We start from the raw sequence: 14,310 nt of genomic DNA on the forward strand, positions 1-14,310 counted from the left end.
GGGAAGCGAGTGCTAGGAGGCCTCTCAAGAGAGGTGGACTACCGCGATATGAAACGTGTGCACTCCGTAGTCAGGGCTTGAAGGATAGGAATGTTAGATCAATCAAATTATACAGAGTGGCAGTCTCCGCAGGTCTTGTACGGGAGCGTCGAAAAATTTCTATCAAGTGAGCACTATGGAAATGGCATCCACACAATATGCTTGGGAAAGTCGCACCTTGATGTGCTTCTCAGATACCGCCCGTATGGTCATGTTTTAGTAGTTTTTGGAGGTGCGGTCGACAGGAGAAAGGGTGTGCCTCCATATTTTTCAGGGGTCGGATTGTCGGAAAAAATTCCCGTTTCTCTTATATCAATCTCAGATCCTGCGTTCACCGTTGACCCGGATATTCGGATCGGTTGGTATACAGGAATTTCAAGTGAGCCTATCCAAGAACTTACCAGTCAAATAATCGACGCTGTCCTTGCGCGCTGGAGGAAGAAAAAAGCTGTTCTTTTAGGCGGTTCTGCTGGTGGTTTTGCCGCTTTGGCGGCCGCACCGAGGCTTGTGCATAAAGCAGAAGCTGTCGTAATGAATCCGCAGACGGATATCGAGCAATACCACCATAAACACTCTGTCGCGGAGTGGAGAAGGGTTTGTGGGGAAAATCCTCAGCAAGTTACAAATCTTGCTAACTACTATGCGTCTTTTGATTCAAAACCTGCAATTACATATTTTCAGAATTTAAGTGACGTACATCTTGAGACACATGCGCGCCCTTTCCTAACTAGTTTGAACCACGACGTGGAAGTAATAGAAGGCTCATGGGGCGAAGGCCATGTGCCACCCCCGCCGGAGACGATCGCTGCCTGCTTGGTACCGAAACTATTGCCCGAGAAAGTAGGGCTTTTTGTTAAATATCTCCCGATTGAGAAACTATTCTGGGTGACAAATGGGAAGTAGAATCAAGTTGTTAAGGAACTGGTTGATCGAGGCGGTTCTCATTATTGAACGCCAACTTCCCTTAGGTGCGCCACGGCCTTTTTCCCACCGTAATGAGATTTCAGATTCCAGAGGCTTTCATCTAGCTTCCTCGAAATACAGCAAGGTTGGCCGTCAGCTTTCAAAAAAATACAAGATTGCTTACTTAGAAACCCATCCAGGCGCAGGGAGGTTTGCGCGCTTCATTAAGAAAAAGCAAATAGAAGAGGTAGCAGGGTTTGCGGACCTTGTCGTAGTTGCTACGAGAGCTGAGTGGGAGGCGGTGGTTTTGAAAGGCGTTCCTGTAGTCGAAATGGAAGCGGAAAGCCGGGAGCTGCTCAACTCGCCATTAGCCCGTAAAAAGCTTGCGACAAAACAATTCCGCGAATTTGCACTGAACAAATTTGCTAAGCAAGGTAAGAATTTCCCTCTGCTAAGCGTGATCGTATCTACTAAGCGGCCGGAACAAATTGCCCATGTTCGTGAACAATTTGACCGACAAACGTATCCGAATAAAGAACTAATTATCTTAACGCACGGATACAAAGCAGAAGGCGCTCTTTATGAGCCCAAGACTTCCCCACTCGGTTATTGCTTAAATCGCCTTATTACCGCAAGTAAAGGTGATTTTATCGCAAAGTTTGATGATGACGACTTTTATCTCGACAATTATCTTTTGGATCAGTTTCTGAATCTCAGTATTCGCAATGTCGATATCGTCGGCAAAGCAGCTAACTATTTGTATTTCTCTGACAAAAATGTAATTGCATTGCGGCGGTGTGAATCGGCAAACCAGCTGACTGACTTTGTCGCGGGGGCAACGCTAATGGGCAGGCGCGAAATATTTGAGCAACACCCGTTTCGTGAACTTGGTAAAGGCGAAGACTCAGCCTTTCTGAAAGATATCAGGCTGAGTAACGTCCAAATCTATTCAACTGATCCATTTAACTTTCTAGTTGTTAGGCATGGGCGACACACTTGGGAAGTAGCCGACACCGTTCTAGCACAGAGTGCTGTGATCGAAACTTATGGGCTGAACCTACCTCACGTTGAGATCTAGTCTTCATATATTTGTTGGTACCGTTTTGAGTTCTGTTCCCAGGTTCGGGTATATGCCCATTGAATGCCAGTTTCATTTACTTGGCTGGGTTGTTGTTTAATCGCTTCTGCTAATGCGCTGGCGTCTCCCGGAGCAACGTAAGTTTCGATATTGCCCGTAACTTCCCTCAGCGCTGGTAGATCGCTCGCCACAATGGGGATACCATATGCTTGCGCCTGTAATCCCTTTATCGGAGTAACCTTTCGCGTGACGGGAAGGTCGAGTCGGGGAATAACGAAGACGTCGGCGATTGCATACCAAATGTCAATCTCATTTTGCGGCTGTTTTCCTACGAACCGCACTCGGCTACCTAACTCCTCCGAAAGCTTTTCAAGTCGTGGCCGATCTATTCCATCTCCCACAACTACTGCAATAAACTTATCAGGTAATAGCTTGATCGCTTTTATGAGCGTCTCTAAGCCCTCGTATTCGACAATCGATGTGATAGCTGCGACAACCTTGTTTTCTTCGCTTATTCCCAGCTCATGACGCTTTTTACGGATTGAATTGGTACTCGGTTTTTGCTGTATTGCCCCTAATTCGATTGCATTCGGGATCACGGTGATACGTTCACTAGACACTCCACGCGAGATCGCTTCCTTCTTGTAGATCTCACTGAGGACGACTACATGGGAAGCCGCAAGCATTGCATTCGTCTCAGCCTGACGTGCCTTTTTGTAGAATTCAGAATTCACCGCGTCGTGGCCGCGCCTTGACGCCCAGGTGGACTCGAGCTCACCTCTTACCTCGTATACCCAAGGAATTTTTAGTTGCGCTGCAGCTTCAGATGCAACGATTGCATTTGAGTAGTCGGTTGTGGTGTGAATAGCCTGTGCTCCGACTTCTCGGCAGTATTTAACCAACTCGGTTACTGCTTTCGCATCGCGTCTTGTAATTGAGATTGGAAAATGTTTCGGAAGGGCACGCCGGTAAGTGATCCCATCGATTTCGTCTTGGTTTGCTGAAGGGACGTTTCCGATTACTAGGGGATATCCGATTCGGGTGATAGCAAATGTTGCGATTCCCGCGTCCTGTTGGGCTTGAAGTACCTTTTGAGAACGCAATGTGTAGCCGGAGTTGGTATAGGGGAGTGAGTTGGTTAAATAGTGTACGACTACGCCGGTGCGATTGATTTTGCATCCTGTAGCGAATATATGGTCTAAACGTTTGAGTTTGTCATTGGTGCTGTCTCGCAAAGAAGCTTCTCGTCGGCTCAATCGTCTCTGCTGCTCCGCCCACATGACCGCTTTTGAGAGCTCGCCCTGGTCGAGGAATTCGTCCATGGGTGAGTAGGAGTAGCGTTGTAGCACCGATTTAGTAGTATTTGCCAAAACGCTTAGTAACGGTCGGTTAGACTGGCGGAACTTCTCGGCAGCTTTTGCTGTGAATCCAACGGGATCTTCTACAAGGAATTGGTGTGCAATTGCAACCGCGACTCCGTAGTGTTTAGCTTTTTGTCTCCAGTTGGCAAGCTCAAGTTTCATTGGATTCTCCCACGATATTTTCAATCAAGCCGAGAAATCTTTGAGGTCCTCTGAAAAGGTACTCTTGGCGGACCCATTCTCTAGCCTGTGAATCCACATTTAGGAGTGTGCGGTCGCTGGCGAGTGTTTTCCAAAGTGCTGCCAGCAGTTCAGGGTGCTCAGGTGCCACCACATGACCGGCACCCAAACTGTCTATCAAAGTGGCTGCTTCTCCGCAGACTACACCACTTATATGGATGCCGAGCGCCATTAACTCAAAAGTTTTGGATGGGACTGCTTTCTCCAAGGCAGGCCAATCTGTCAGATGAACCAGTGCCGTGTCTGCCCAAGCGTAATGATCCTGTAGCTCAGAAGGCGTAACCTTTCCGAGTATTTCTAGTGGAACGTTCAATTGAGATGAATCGATTGCAAGTTGCCTCTTCGCTGCACCTGCTCCGATTATCCGCAATCTGATGTCGATCCCGTCGGTTCTTGCGATTTGTGCTGCTTTCACCGCGTTGGAGAGGTTTTGAGCTCGACCCACTGTCCCAGCGTATAGAACATTCAAAGTCTTTTGAGGTGTTCTATCGACCGCATGATGGAGCGAGCTGCTTGGGCAATCGATTTCAGGTAACGCTGGCGGGAAAACGTTTCGGACGGTAATCACCCGGTCATGCGAGAGGGTGTAGCGTTTAATGAGATCATTTCTGTGCTGGTCGGTCGTGACGACCACTGCATCGGATTGCTTAATGATGTGGTTCAAAGAAACCGTCGCAATAAACTTCGCAAGCTTCAACGGTGATCCCGCGAGCAGCCGTTCGCGTAGAGAAGGTGCCCCTATAGCAGCGTTCCAGTTTTCAGATGCTTCGAGCAACTCAGGCCAAGCATCGCGTAGATCCAGAATATGAGGAGCGTCCCAAACTCTTGCGGTGGCGTAACTTGCTAGGGCAGTAGGTATCGCGGGAACCGTTCCGATTACTACATCTGGGGGAGGAAATGATTTCTTAGTGCGGAGTTGGATCGCGATTCTGATGGAGGAAAGGGCAGCCCAAACTTGATTTACAGATTTGCTGGTCAGAGAATGGCTTGCAGGAACAAAACTCGTATTCAGCTTCTGTTCTCCCACAGACCCTTCTCTTATGGTCGGGCGGAACGAGGCGAAAAATGAGCGCACCCAGCTGAATGGTGGAAGTTTGCGGACATAGTGTGGTGGGGGTGTAATGGCTATGACTTGGTCGCCGTGTTTCTGCAAAAGCTCAGTGAGCCACTGCCATCGGCGCTGCGGCACACCATTTTCCGGGTGCCAATAGTGCGAGAGGATCATGATTCTCGCCACGGTGCCCTCTCTTTCGACTGCGGCCTACGACGTATTCAGTTCTGTCGGGCCTTTTTGGCTAACGGATAACGACAGAGCCCTACTTTACTGACCTGATATTCGCCTCTGCCTCTCGGCTAAGATTTTGCAGTATTAGTTGATAAGGAGAAGCCTCTTGAACAATCGAGAAGTCATTTTTGACGATCGACAGCTGAAACCTCTACTACTCAAACCGTCGCTATCTGGTTACGCTCAGCAATTAGCGGAGCGGCGTCATTTTATTTTTGAAGACGCGAAAGATAAGGCTTTTCGAACAACCAGGGACTACGCACTTTGGCGTGCTTGGCTCGTCATTCTTCCAATGCTTGATATCGCTATGTACGCATTTATTTTCGGCTACATATTGCGGTTTGATAGGGGAATCGAAAGCTTCCTTGGATATTTGGTTATAGGCGTGATCTTTTTTGGGTTTCTCTCTAATTTCTTGTCTGCTGGAATTGGGTTAGTGCAGGTAAACCGAAACCTAATTGATTCTTTCAATTTTCCAAGAGCGGCACTAGTTTTCTCACATGTGCTTCGTTACTTTCTCGACAACCTGATCCCGGCTGTGATCGCAGTAGCGGGTGCACTGCTGCTTAAGGACTCTCCGACAGTTGGATGGTCAGCCTTGTTGGTTATCCCGCTGTATGTGCTGATGCATATTTTCGGTGCTGGCTTGATGTTGGTCGTTGCGCGGTTGAGTGCTTTTCGACCCGAGGTGAAGGTGGTTGTAAATCTTTTTAATCGGGCTTGGTTTTTTATCTCCGGCGTTTTCTTCTCGATCGAAAAGTTCGTTGAACATGCAACAGTGCAGCAAATAATGGCCGCTAATCCCGCTTATAAATTTCTGACGGCAGTTAGGGATTGTGTCGTCTACGATCGTATTCCGAGTGGTCAAATGTGGATCGAACTAATCGCTTGGAGCATCGGAATTTTCCTTTTTGGGTTCATTTTCTTTTGGGAAGCTGAAGAGAGGTATGTCCGTGTTAAATGATGACAAGGGACCTACGCTGCCACTGTTTATCGTCGACAAAGTTCGTAAAGATTATTATCTTAAGGGCGGTGACGTAGACACTGGGCTCTTTTCTCGGAAGGCAGACGGGAAGATCGTCCATGCTCTTAAAGGCGTGTCATTCTATGCTTACCCAGGGGAATTTGTAGGCCTCCTAGGACAGAATGGATCCGGCAAATCAACCTTGCTGCGAATTCTTGCGGGACAGGAGGCGCCTACAACAGGTCGGGTCCTAGCATCTAGCCGGCCATCACTATTGGGTATCTCGGCAGCGATGCAGACTTATCTCACTGGACGCCAGAATATTAGATTGGGCTGTTTTGCTCTGGGGATGACTCCGGAACAGGTAGACAAGGCGACACCGAAAATTGAAGAGCTTGCCGATATTGGTTCTGCAATTGATCGGCCGATGAATACGTACTCATCGGGTATGTCCGGACGCCTTAAATTTGCAATTTCGACCTCAATTTCGCCTGAGATTCTATTGATTGACGAGGCGCTCTCTGCCGGGGATGCTTCATTTGCGGATCGGGCGAAAAAGCGTGTGGATGAGTTAATTGAACATGCGGGTGCCGCAGTTCTTGTGTCTCACTCAACCTCACAAGTTAGAAAAATGTGTACCCGTGCAATCTGGCTGCATCTCGGTGAGATAGTCGCCGATGGGCCTGTTGAGGTAGTTTCAGAAGCATATTCACGATGGGCCGAGCACAAGTCGAAGGGTGAAAAGGAAGCTTGTGAAGCGGTCATTGAAGAACAACGGCTCGCCTACCGGGTTCCTACGTTTCGTGCTTTCGCTTAAAAGCGGCCGATGCCTCGAGTATCGACGAAATGGGGATGAGCCGCTATAGTTTCGGCGCGTTCGCGAAAGACGGCATGATCGACTAGAAGAACTAAAACATCCGCGGTGTCGAGAACGCTATCTAGGTTCGCCATTTTAATATTTTCATAGCAGGAGAGTGTCGATGGCAGAAATTCTAGATTGGGCTCAACTACCAGAAGCCGATGTGACGGATATGACTCAGCTAGCTGCTGAGCAATCTTTAGCGCCGGTGATTCCCGTAGATCGTCAATGTCAGCCTTAAACGTGATCCCCAATATTCCGATAGTTTTGCAGTGACTTCTTTCCTGACCAGCTAGATATTTATCGATCTGGTTCAACACGAATTTGGGTTTAAGGTCATTCACGGTGCGGGCTGTCGGAATGAGTCGGCTTTGATTAGGTGCTGCACCCGCAATGAACCAAGGATCGACAGCGATGCAGTGTCCGCCCACGCCTGGACCAGGCTGGAGGATATCCACCCTTGGATGTTTGTTTGCGAGGTCAATTAATTCCCAAACGTCTACTCCTACAGAGTCGCAAATAATGGAGAGTTCATTAGCAAAGGCGATATTGACGTCGCGAAATGCGTTCTCGGTAAGCTTTACCATTTCAGCCGTTTTGGAGTCCGTTTTGTGGACGGTACCTGCGCAGAAACGACTATATAGAGCAGCGGCTTTCTCAGTAGCAGTATGTGTAGTGCCGCCAACAACCCGATCGTTACTTTTCATTTCACGCATCACTCTGCCCGGAAGGACTCGTTCGGGTGCGTAGGCGCAATAGATGCTTTCTGGCCGTTCTGGTTCGCAGGTAAGGTCTGGACGCAGCTGCAGAATGTGGTCTTGAATTTTCGTGGTGAGTCCCGGCGGACTGGTGGATTCCAAAACGATCAATTCGCCGCCTTTCAAAAGACTTGCGATTCTGGTCGCTGCATCCAAGACGTAGGAATCGTCTGGATCCTTATTTTCCTTTAAAGGGGTAGGCACCGAAATAATGTAACTGTGTGCTGGTTGAAGTGTCGTCGACGCTATAAGAGATTGCGAGGCCGTAACCTTGGTTAGCAAAGAGTTGAAACCAGGTTCTTTGAACGGGACCATTCCGCGTTGAATTGTTTCGACTCGGTCCTCGTCTACATCGAATCCTGACACTAGCAACCCTGATGAGGCGAAAAATGCAGCAGTCGGAAGCCCAATGTAGCCGAGTCCTAAAACGCTGACGTCAAACTTGTGCTCGGGGGCGATCTCCATTTTCTTCCTTAAATCAGGGTTCCACCTATCTCTGGGAGAGAAGCGTACCGCTGTTTAGGGGAGGTAGCTAAATTCGTCAATTTGTCGCTGATCTTGAATACCGAGAGCCGTAGCAATCGCGTCTATCACTCGATCTGCAGCGCGACCATCGCCAAAAGGATTTTTTGCCTGCTTCATCTGGGAGTATGCGCTGTCGTCATTCAGGAGGTGGCACACTTCCTTGACAATTGTGTGAGCCGAGGGGGAGATCATTCTTACCGCTCCCGCTTCGATTGCTTCAGGGCGCTCAGTGGTGTCACGTATTAGGAGCGCCGGAATGTTCAACGCTGGCGCTTCTTCTTGCACTCCACCAGAGTCAGTAACAATCAAATCCGATACGCGCATAAGGCCTACAAATTCATTGTACGCAAGTGGCGGAATTGTAATGACGTTCTCAATATCGGTTAATTCTGGGAGAAGTCGCTTGCGAATTTTAGGATTTAGGTGCAATGGGAGGAAGAAGGCGCTTTCGGGAAATAGGGCAGATAGTTCGCTAATTGCGGACCCGAAAGCACGCAGAGACGCTAAGTTTTCACGGCGATGAGATGTAAATATGATACGTCGAGGGAACCGCTCAAGTGCTTCCGCAATTGAGTCGTTGACAAATGATGGTTCGGTTGAGCTAACCCGGTAGAGGGCATCAATGACGGTGTTTCCCGTTACAGCGACAATGTCGGGATCGATTCCTTCGGCGATCAAGTTATCTCTAGCATTTGCAGTGGGGGCCAGATGTAAAGAGCTTATGGCACTGATTATCTTTCGGTTCGCTTCTTCAGGGAACGGTGAATCAAGATTATGCGACCTAAGGCCAGCCTCCAGATGTACGACTTTAGATTGGCGGTTGAATGCAGCAAGGGCCGCCGCAGCAGCTGTCGATGTGTCTCCTTGAACGATCACGGCATCAGGTTTCACTGACTTTAGGATTGGATCTAATCCCTTAAGTGAACGGGAGAGAATTCGGTTTAACGGTTGTTTGCGGTGCATTAAGCCAAGGTCTATATCAGGTTTAAAACCGAAAAGATCTGTAACCTGAGAAAGCATTTCACGGTGCTGACCCGTTGAAACTACAGTTACCGAGAAGCGTTCGTCAGCGCGTAAAAGCTCGATTACCGGCGCGAGCTTGATAGCTTCTGGGCGAGTTCCAAAGACGATCAAGATTTTCGCCTTCGGCATCGCGCTTCCTCCTTGGATTCTTCAAACGGGCACCCGCTATAAGAAGTGTGATCGCTAATTTCCGGGGCTCCCGCAAAATATACCAGTTGCGACAGGGACGGTGAAAAGTAGGCACAATAGCTCGGTTGCGGTGCGCCGTGACTTCTAAAAGCTTCGTAGCGAGTGTAGGTTTGCTCATGCGAGGGGCTATAGCTCAGTCGGTTAGAGCCGCGGACTCATAATCCGCTGGTCGCGGGTTCGAGCCCCGCTGGCCCCACAGTTTCCTTGTCGCCTGCTAGTTGAAGTAGCTTTCGGAATTTGTTTTGGTCGACGACACAGCGACCTCTCTGGCAGTCCTTTGCCATTAGGGCCGTTGGTTTGGGGTGTTCCTCAATTGCGCTCACGATCCCCTCTGATAGTCGCGCAGTTCGTAAGCGTGATCCCACCTCTTTCGTGCAGGCGGTTTCTAGTTATATTCGATTGGAGTGTCGTGATGCGCTCAAGTGTAAGTACCTTCGTTGAAGCTGTGCTGATGATCTGCTTCTCAGGGAATAGTCACTTGCGAATAGGATTACTGTGGTAACCGTCAAAATTCGAAAGTCGAATCAATATCAATATTGGGATGTGAGGAGAAGGGTAGATGAAGACTGTAGTTACAGGTGGTGCTGGCTTTATTGGTTCGCATTTGGTGGACCTGCTTGTGAATGAAGGTCACCAGGTGGTTATCGTCGATGACCTGAGCTCGGGGAAGCTCGAAAATATCCAGCACAATCTTGACGCAGGAAGTGTTGAGTTTGTAAAGGCGGATATTCGAGCAGTCGATTTCGACTCTCTGTTTAGTGAAGTTCGCCCTGAAGTCGTATTTCATTTAGCGGCGCAAATAGACGTTCGGCGTTCGGTAGCAGATCCGGTGCTTGATGCTGAGATGAATGTTCTGGCGACAATCCGTTTGGCAGAGGCTGCGCGGAAGAGTGGCGTCCGGAAGATCGTTCATACATCTTCGGGTGGCTCCATCTATGGCGAGCCAGATGAACTTCCTGCTAATGAAGATCTGCCTATTGACCCTAAGTCTCCGTATGCCGCTTCTAAAGCGACTGGTGAACTCTATCTCAACATGTACCGAAATTTGTATGGGATGGAGGCGAGCTTTATCGCACCTGCAAACGTATATGGGCCTCGGCAGAACCCTTACGGGGAAGCAGGCGTTGTAGCAATATTCTCCAGAAATCTTCTAGATGGCAAGCCTACATGCGTCTTCGGTGGGGGAACGAACACGAGAGACTATGTTTATGTTGGAGACGTAGCGCGCGCTTTTGTTCTCGCAGCTGGGAGTGAGGGGGACGGTGAGCGCTTCAATGTGGGAACGGGTGTCGAGACAACGGACCGTCAGCTACATTCGGAGGTGGCCCATGCTGCAGGGGCTACAGATGAGCCTGCAGATGAACCCGCCCGGTTGGGTGATGTGGCCAGGTCTTGTTTAAGTTATGCGAAAGCAAAGAAGATCTTGGGTTGGGAGCCTCAAGTATCACTTTCCGACGGCGTCCTGCGCACTGTGGAGTTTTTCCGGGGGCAAGGACCACAGTAGTGGCAACGATTTTAAGGGCCTGCATTCTTCAACTGCAATAGTTGGGGGAAGGGGTCGTGCGCAAGCGAAGGTGCTCGGGGCGAGGTCTTCTCCCTATCTGTGAAAATGTGCCAAGGTGCATTACATAGTTGTCGGATACAGTGAGGGGAGTACGACTTGCGTCGTTGTGCAGGCCTGAACCCTCTGCCGTATCAGAAAAATATATCCCGGAACTTTAAGCAAAGTCCCGGGATATTAACTTGCTCCTCCAACTGGGCTCGAACCAGTGACCCTTCGATTAACAGTCGAATGCTCTGCCAACTGAGCTATGGAGGAATATTTTGTTGTGTTGCTCATTGCTGTGCAACGAGAGATAACAATAGCGTGGATTGTTATAGGTGCAAAATCGCCTGGTAAATATGGGTATTTGTACGTTAATGTGACGGTTATGATTATTCCTGTTGGTGGGGTTCGTCCACACGCGCTTGCTGGCGGCCTTATTGGGTTGGGTGTGGTGTTCATGCTCACAGCGCCACGCTTTGAGGATTGGCGTGCGCTGACGTTTTTGGGCCTGGCACTGATTGTCCCGTCGGTGGTGTGGCTTGTGGCGGACAAGTGGTTTCACCGGCCTCGTGGGGTGGTGTGGTGGTTGCTCATCGCTGCGTCGGTTGCGCTTGGGGTGTGGGGAATTGCGCTATTTCCCGCGACATAGGCGGTGATCGTGAGTAGGGTGGGCGACATGAAGAAACCGATGCTTGCTCTCGGCGTCGCTGCCGCCGTCTCCACCTCTGCTGTTGTTGCTCCGTATGCGTTAGCGGAAAGTAGCGCCTCGCAAAGTGATGGCGCTGTTACTCGGGAGGAAGGTACGGCGGGAGATGAGGGGTCGTCGTTAAGCAATGGCGCCATTGTGGGCATCTCGCTGGGTGTCCTGGCGGCCGTTGGCATTGGTGGGGCGGTTGCGGTGCAGCAGGGATGGCTGGAACTGCCGGAGCCGCTGAATGCTCAGGTGCTTGGTGGGCTTGCGGCGATCGCGTCGGCACTGTCGGTGCCTGCGCTTGCGCCGAAGCAGAATGCGAAGCCGGCGGGGAACTCGTGCTCGCCAGCTGCGTTTGACGCGGTTGTGCCGGAGTGGCCGGCAGGGTTCGGTACGACCGTGAACTTCTGCGACGGCAAGTGGGCCGTTGCGGGTGCGAAGGGTACGGACTGGGTTCTGTTCTTCAAGAACACGGACGGCAAGTGGGCCAAGATTCCGGCTGATGGCACGAAGCGGACCGGTATGACGCAGGCGTGCTACAACGGCATCAAACTGCGTCAGCAGGGTGCGCCGGAGGCGTTCATGCGCGAGGTGCCGGTGTGTACGCCGGCGGAGATTGGGCGCTAGGGGCGTCTTTAAGCTCGCTGAAATCTAATATTTCCAGAAGAAATACTGGATATTAGTAACTTCCTTAGGGTAATCTGCGAATGATCGTAGATATCTCTGTGGAAGGAACCAGCTAATGGCCTCACATAAAACCAGGGCAGGAATCGCAATTGCGCTTTCCTGCTCTCTTGTGTTTGGTGGAACAAGTGTCGCACCTGCCCAGGCACAGATTGGCGGGGCGAAAGTGGTAGACGTTGCCGCTCCATATGCAACACCGCGCCTGGACATGTCTAACCCGTTCTATGTTGACGGACAGCATGTCGTCGTTTTCGGCAAGCGCTACTCGATGATTGAGGCGGGCACTCTCGCAGTGCAGGTGACGATTGGTGCAGCGGTGGCAATCGCCGCTCTAGTTGCACGCTCGAAGGATTGCGGTAGCTCGGAGGTTTCGGCGACGGAGCTGAGCTCGTGCTTGGGCGAAGACTTCGGCATCATCCCCGTCACGGTTAAGACATCGCCTGAATACGAAAAGGGAAAGCTGCTCTCTGACCTGCGAGTCGGAGCAGATGACATGCAAGGTTTTGGCCCATTTTCACTCGGTGGGAAAACCTACATGGACTCTCTTGTAACTACCGGCATCTTCAGCGGATGGGGAACAAGGTATTTCGAATTTGCGGGCGACGACATCGACGCATTTGGTGCCGTGGTCGGAATTCAAGACCAAGGCAATGGCCGCTCGGGTCCGGTGCCTGCAAAGGCAGTGCTGATTTTCCGTGTTGATGGCAAGACTGTCAAGAACGTCGAGATTACTGCGGGGAAGCCACAGTACGTTGAGCACAAGTTCACCGAACGTGGGAAGAACATCAGAGTTGAGATCGTCGGCATGGAAGCCGATGGATCTCAAATGAACGCCCACGGTGGTGTAGTTATCGGTACGCCACGGGTGTGGTAGTTCGCAACTGGCGGTTTGAGATTGGCCAGTAGGTCGCTCGTGGGTTAAGTAGCAAAAGTGTGTCCGCTCCACGTGTCGCGGGGCGGACACACTTTTTGCTACTTAACCCGAAGTTGAAGCAAACTGAATGCTTAAGCTGCCCAACCAAAAGTTGCTTGCCATGTATGAGAAGATCAAGGAAGCTAGCAGCTCAATGCATGATTTAGCCGAAGAATTTCGATTGGGTACACGGCGGCAGCGCTAAAAGACAGGGCGTGATTAATGGCTTATCGGAAGTCGAAGCAGCGAACCAAGGCCCTGGTTCGCTCGCGTAAGGACGAGGAGCGCCGAGCGGCAGCTTTGATTGAGAATCCTGAGTTGTGGACAATCGAGCACCAACTCGAAATGCTCGGTCGAATCACCGAGGACTACGATGAATCGACAGATCAACGCAGTTTCCTAGAATCAAAGTTAAATAGCTTAATCGAACAATTCCGAGAGCTAGCAGGAAACTATGACCCAGCGCGCGTGATTGGGGTCATGCGCATGCTGTCGTTTGTGAATGCCCGTAACCAGCTTTCGTACCAGCGACTGAATGAAGGACGAGATTATTCGATCTCCTTGGTGGAAGCCGCAACGCTTGTGCTTTACTGCGGTGCTCAAGTGAGAGACGCAGATAGCTTTCCGGAACCAGCTATCGGTAACGGAGTGGTGGATGAAGCAGCGGAAAAGTTTTTTGAAATCATGCGGCAGATTCGATTGGTAGTCACCGCCCTCCAACTGAACAAGACTGGGCAGATGTCCTCACAAGCTCAGATAGCAGCGCGTCATTCAGCGGTCAGGCAGTGGATTCGGGAGTCCACCTACAGTTCAGTCCTGATGGAAATAAACCACGACTTGTTCAGTGCGGCGAGTATTGATGAGCTACTCATGGTCAATCGATCATATTCCTTTGGGGACGTTGAGAGGGTCTTTGGTTGGCTAGCGCACTCGGCGGATGACCGGTTTAATAATGCTGCCGATCAGCTCCTTGATCTGTTTAACCAGCGGTTTCAATTGTCGGACAAAGATGCTGAGCGAGTAATGCGGGCGTTGGCGCGCATGTTTGCCCCGCCTTTCAAAGATGTGACGCTTTCCGCCAGAGAGGTCGCTCAAAGCACCGGCCAGTCCGAACCGGTCGTGCAAAAAATTCTGGAGGATTTTTCAATCAATCTTTCCGAGCTTCCTGAAAAGCACGTCGGCACGATGCTTGTTGAGGGGTCAAGTCCCCTATTTGAGTTGGGCTGTGTCAAATTTTGTGGACGGGTAAACC

13 protein-coding genes and 2 tRNA genes are annotated in these 14,310 nt (G+C 50.4%); 10 read left to right on the plus strand and 5 right to left on the minus strand.

Annotated elements, in window-relative coordinates:
* Positions 1-90 precede the first annotated feature (90 nt).
* Both HMPREF2734_RS11720 and HMPREF2734_RS01290 read left to right on the plus strand, forming a co-directional pair.
* Entirely contained in the window at positions 91-942 is an 852-nt protein-coding gene (locus HMPREF2734_RS11720; RefSeq protein WP_141750391.1) for a hypothetical protein, read from the plus strand.
* Positions 943-964: 22 nt separating this feature from the next.
* The gene (locus tag HMPREF2734_RS01290) at positions 965-2,020 is read left to right on the plus strand and encodes a glycosyltransferase family 2 protein (RefSeq protein ID WP_141750392.1); all 1,056 of its coding nucleotides are present in this window, start codon (positions 965-967) and stop codon (positions 2,018-2,020) included.
* Here HMPREF2734_RS01290 and HMPREF2734_RS01295 read toward each other — a convergent pair.
* Together HMPREF2734_RS01295 and HMPREF2734_RS11460 are read right to left on the minus strand one after the other, a co-directional pair.
* Positions 2,017-3,543 carry a glycosyltransferase family 4 protein gene (locus HMPREF2734_RS01295; RefSeq protein WP_070568557.1) on the minus strand — a complete coding sequence of 509 codons (1,527 nt, stop codon included), beginning with the start codon at positions 3,541-3,543 and terminating at the stop codon, positions 2,017-2,019. The two genes, HMPREF2734_RS01290 and HMPREF2734_RS01295, sit on opposite strands and share 4 nt — an antisense overlap.
* Entirely contained in the window at positions 3,533-4,846 is a 1,314-nt protein-coding gene (locus HMPREF2734_RS11460; protein ID WP_141750393.1) for a glycosyltransferase family 4 protein, read from the minus strand. The genes HMPREF2734_RS01295 and HMPREF2734_RS11460 overlap by 11 nt, the downstream gene beginning before the upstream one ends.
* Before the next feature lie 166 nt (positions 4,847-5,012).
* Here HMPREF2734_RS11460 and HMPREF2734_RS01300 point away from each other — a divergent pair, with 166 nt between their 5' ends.
* Positions 5,013-5,870, plus strand: coding sequence for an ABC transporter permease (locus HMPREF2734_RS01300; protein WP_083308013.1), 858 nt, complete (start codon positions 5,013-5,015; stop codon positions 5,868-5,870).
* Positions 5,860-6,687 (plus strand): ABC transporter ATP-binding protein, encoded by an 828-nt coding sequence (locus HMPREF2734_RS11465; protein WP_168163589.1) that lies wholly within the window; start codon positions 5,860-5,862, stop codon positions 6,685-6,687. Before HMPREF2734_RS01300 ends, HMPREF2734_RS11465 begins: the two co-directional genes overlap by 11 nt.
* Here HMPREF2734_RS11465 and wecC read toward each other — a convergent pair.
* Both wecC and wecB read right to left on the minus strand, forming a co-directional pair.
* Positions 6,684-7,952, minus strand: coding sequence for a UDP-N-acetyl-D-mannosamine dehydrogenase (wecC, locus tag HMPREF2734_RS01305; RefSeq protein WP_070568558.1), 1,269 nt, complete (start codon positions 7,950-7,952; stop codon positions 6,684-6,686). The genes HMPREF2734_RS11465 and wecC overlap by 4 nt on opposite strands.
* Before the next feature lie 54 nt (positions 7,953-8,006).
* A complete protein-coding gene (wecB, locus tag HMPREF2734_RS01310) occupies positions 8,007-9,164 on the minus strand; it encodes a non-hydrolyzing UDP-N-acetylglucosamine 2-epimerase (RefSeq protein WP_070568561.1) in 1,158 nt (385 codons plus the stop codon).
* Between the two features lie 182 nt (positions 9,165-9,346).
* Between wecB and HMPREF2734_RS01315 the strand changes: the two genes are divergently transcribed.
* A tRNA-Ile gene (locus HMPREF2734_RS01315) sits at positions 9,347-9,420 on the plus strand.
* Positions 9,421-9,783: 363 nt separating this feature from the next.
* The gene (locus HMPREF2734_RS11470) at positions 9,784-10,728 is read left to right on the plus strand and encodes a GDP-mannose 4,6-dehydratase (RefSeq protein WP_083308015.1); all 945 of its coding nucleotides are present in this window, start codon (positions 9,784-9,786) and stop codon (positions 10,726-10,728) included.
* 242 nt (positions 10,729-10,970) lie between these two features.
* On the opposite strand, the gene HMPREF2734_RS01330 is transcribed toward HMPREF2734_RS11470, so the two are convergent.
* Positions 10,971-11,043, minus strand: a tRNA-Asn gene (locus HMPREF2734_RS01330).
* Between the two features lie 112 nt (positions 11,044-11,155).
* On the opposite strand from HMPREF2734_RS01330, the gene HMPREF2734_RS01335 reads away from it, so the two are divergent.
* The 4 genes from HMPREF2734_RS01335 to HMPREF2734_RS01350 form a co-directional block, all read left to right on the plus strand.
* On the plus strand, positions 11,156-11,419 hold the full coding sequence (locus tag HMPREF2734_RS01335; RefSeq protein ID WP_070568569.1) for a hypothetical protein: 264 nt from the start codon (positions 11,156-11,158) through the stop codon (positions 11,417-11,419).
* Between the two features lie 27 nt (positions 11,420-11,446).
* Positions 11,447-12,088: a hypothetical protein gene (locus HMPREF2734_RS01340; RefSeq protein WP_070568572.1), complete on the plus strand. Its 642-nt coding sequence runs from the start codon at positions 11,447-11,449 to the stop codon at positions 12,086-12,088.
* Positions 12,089-12,203: 115 nt separating this feature from the next.
* The gene (locus HMPREF2734_RS01345; RefSeq protein WP_141750394.1) at positions 12,204-13,019 is read left to right on the plus strand and encodes a hypothetical protein; all 816 of its coding nucleotides are present in this window, start codon (positions 12,204-12,206) and stop codon (positions 13,017-13,019) included.
* A gap of 261 nt (positions 13,020-13,280) precedes the next feature.
* The coding region (locus tag HMPREF2734_RS01350; protein WP_141750395.1) for a hypothetical protein at positions 13,281-14,310 on the plus strand (1,030 nt) is incomplete at its 3' end.

Source organism: Corynebacterium sp. HMSC055D05 (assembly GCF_001810365.1).
Taxonomy (GTDB): domain Bacteria; phylum Actinomycetota; class Actinomycetes; order Mycobacteriales; family Mycobacteriaceae; genus Corynebacterium; species Corynebacterium coyleae.

What these genes read in the sequence shown, in the direction of transcription:
- HMPREF2734_RS11720 (WP_141750391.1), top strand. Translation starts at nt 91, where the DNA reads ATGTTAGATCAATCAAATTATACAGAGTGGCAGTCTCCGCAGGTCTTG.
- HMPREF2734_RS01295 (WP_070568557.1), bottom strand. Translation starts at nt 3,543, where the DNA reads ATGAAACTTGAGCTTGCCAACTGGAGACAAAAAGCTAAACACTACGGA.
- HMPREF2734_RS11460 (WP_141750393.1), bottom strand. Translation starts at nt 4,846, where the DNA reads ATGATCCTCTCGCACTATTGGCACCCGGAAAATGGTGTGCCGCAGCGC.
- wecC (WP_070568558.1), bottom strand. Translation starts at nt 7,952, where the DNA reads ATGGAGATCGCCCCCGAGCACAAGTTTGACGTCAGCGTTTTAGGACTC.
- wecB (WP_070568561.1), bottom strand. Translation starts at nt 9,164, where the DNA reads ATGCCGAAGGCGAAAATCTTGATCGTCTTTGGAACTCGCCCAGAAGCT.
- HMPREF2734_RS11470 (WP_083308015.1), top strand. Translation starts at nt 9,784, where the DNA reads ATGAAGACTGTAGTTACAGGTGGTGCTGGCTTTATTGGTTCGCATTTG.
- HMPREF2734_RS01335 (WP_070568569.1), top strand. Translation starts at nt 11,156, where the DNA reads ATGATTATTCCTGTTGGTGGGGTTCGTCCACACGCGCTTGCTGGCGGC.
- HMPREF2734_RS01340 (WP_070568572.1), top strand. Translation starts at nt 11,447, where the DNA reads ATGAAGAAACCGATGCTTGCTCTCGGCGTCGCTGCCGCCGTCTCCACC.
- HMPREF2734_RS01345 (WP_141750394.1), top strand. Translation starts at nt 12,204, where the DNA reads ATGGCCTCACATAAAACCAGGGCAGGAATCGCAATTGCGCTTTCCTGC.